This is a genomic window from Arthrobacter sp. 05T47 (assembly GCF_056395825.1).
Map to the genome: position 1 here is coordinate 1 of NZ_JBFTKG010000104.1, position 2161 is coordinate 2161.

Consider the following 2161-nt stretch of genomic DNA (forward strand, 5'->3'; position numbering starts at 1 on the left):
GCCCTGGCCCATCCGGGAGGTAGAGCCAAGCACGGAGCTTGATGCCCCCCTCGGCGGTGAATTCAACATCCAGTCGTTCTGCCATGAGTCTCTCTTTTCTCTCCGGCGCTTGTGGCCGGGTAAGCGCGAAAACCGCGGGAGCCACGCCGCGCGCCGCGGGGAATCTTGTGATTAATCAGTTGCGTGGCGGTTGAAGGACCTGCGCCCTGGCTTCCAGCGGGAAGCCCGACCCTTTGCCGGTGCAGGATGTGAAATAAGCGTACATTGTTAGGCTATGTCACGCAACGGTTTTTTGGCGTATGCTCCTTTCACGGCCCCAGGCCAGCCCCCCATTCCAGATTTCTTCACCGATGCACGACGAAAGGCAAAACGATGGCAGGCAGTTTCATCTACGACGGGATCCGTACCCCCTTCGGAAAATTCGGGAAGTCATTGGCGGGCATCCGCCCCGATGATTTGGCCTCCCATGTGATCCGCGAGGTGGTGGACAGGCAACCGGGGCTGGAAACACACAGGATTGATGAGGTGATTCTGGGCAACGCGAACGGCGCGGGAGAAGATAACCGCAATGTGGCGCGAATGTCTGCGCTGCTCGCCGGGCTTCCCACGTCGGTGCCTGGCGTCACGGTCAATCGGCTGTGCGGTTCCGGCCTCGAGGCTGCCATCCAGGCGAGCCGGGCCGTGGAAACCGGCGATGCCGACCTGATTGTTGCGGGCGGCGTCGAATCGATGAGCAGGGCGCCCTGGATCCTGGCAAAACCCGAACGGGCGTATCCCGCCGGCCCTGAAACTCTCCACAGTTCAACGCTGGGCTGGCGCATGGTTAACCCCAGGATGAACCAGGCCTGGACCATCTCCAATGGCGAAACGGCAGAAAACCTCGCCGACAAGTTCGACATCTCAAGGACAGAACAAGACCAGTTTGCCGTTCGCAGCCACCGGCTGGCCGCGAAGGCCTGGTCCGAGGGCATCTACGACGACGAAGTGGTGCCCCATCCGGATTCACAGCTCCTCACCGACGAGGGTGTCCGGCCCACCACCTCGGGGGAGGCCTTAGCCGGTCTGGCTCCGGCATTCCGTGACCGCGGTTCAGTCACTGCAGGCAATTCATCTCCGCTCAATGACGGGGCAGCAGCCATGCTCATCGGCCGGGAGGGCGCCCTGGAAACGGAACCCCTGGCACGCATCGTTTCCCGCGGGGTGGCCGGCAACGACCCAAACATTTTCGGCATCGCGCCCGTGGAGGCCGCCAACCAGGCACTTGCCCGGGCAGGCAAGACCTGGGCGGACGTCGACGTCGTGGAGCTCAACGAAGCGTTTGCGGCCCAAAGCCTGGCGTGCCTGCGGCTGTGGCCCGATCTGGATCCGGAGAAGGTGAATATCCACGGGGGCGCGCTGGCCCTGGGACACCCGCTGGGCGCGTCCGGCTCCCGCATCCTGATCCATCTGGCGCGGGAGCTGAAACGCCGCGGGGGAGGCGTTGGAGTTGCCGCAATTTGCATCGGAGTGGGACAAGGCCTCGCCGTTGTCCTGGAACGCTAAGTCGAAGTCCCTGCCCCGCCGGCAGCACCATCTTGAGACGCGTTCGCGAATTCTGAATCAGCCCTCTTGAATGAAATAAGTAAAATAGGTACGCTTACTTCAGCTGATTCCCACAAAAGCTCAAACACTTCCACCACCGCAGGCCGCGCCGATGCAGCCCCAGGTCGCGTTCCCGCCTGGGAACGCCCCCCAAACACTCACAGGGAAAAATACAGGCCCTCAATGATCATCAATAGCGCGGATCTCGACGCCGCAGGCTCCTACAAACTCCTCATCGGGAGCATCATTCCCCGGGCCATCGCTTGGGTGAGCACCATCTCCGAAGAGGGCGTGGCCAATCTTGCGCCCATCTCCTTCTTCACGGCGGTGGGACGAAAGCCGCCCATGGTGTCCATCTCGCTGCAGCCACGCTCAGACGGCAGAACACTCAAGGACACGTTCGTCAACATTCGCGAAACGGGCAACTTTGTGGTCAACGTGGCCACACTTCCGCAGGCTCACGCCCTGCACTCCTCCGCCTTCGAATTCCCCTCGGGAATCGACGAGTTTGAGGCGGTGGGGCTCGAAAAAGAGGCTTCGCAGGCCGTGACAGCACCCAGGATCAAAGACGCCCCTATCG

At 62.1% G+C, this 2161-nt stretch carries 2 protein-coding genes; both read left to right on the forward strand.

From position 1 onward, the window contains the following. Positions 1-372: 372 nt before the first annotated feature. On the forward strand, positions 373-1542 hold the full coding sequence (locus tag AC1DEY_RS22980; RefSeq protein WP_476870015.1) for a thiolase family protein: 1170 nt from the start codon (positions 373-375) through the stop codon (positions 1540-1542). A gap of 222 nt (positions 1543-1764) precedes the next feature. Then, positions 1765-2161, forward strand: a 397-nt coding sequence (locus AC1DEY_RS22985; protein WP_476870016.1) for a flavin reductase family protein, incomplete at its 3' end; no start/stop codon positions are given.

What these genes read in the sequence shown, in the direction of transcription:
- AC1DEY_RS22980 (WP_476870015.1), top strand. Translation starts at nt 373, where the DNA reads ATGGCAGGCAGTTTCATCTACGACGGGATCCGTACCCCCTTCGGAAAA.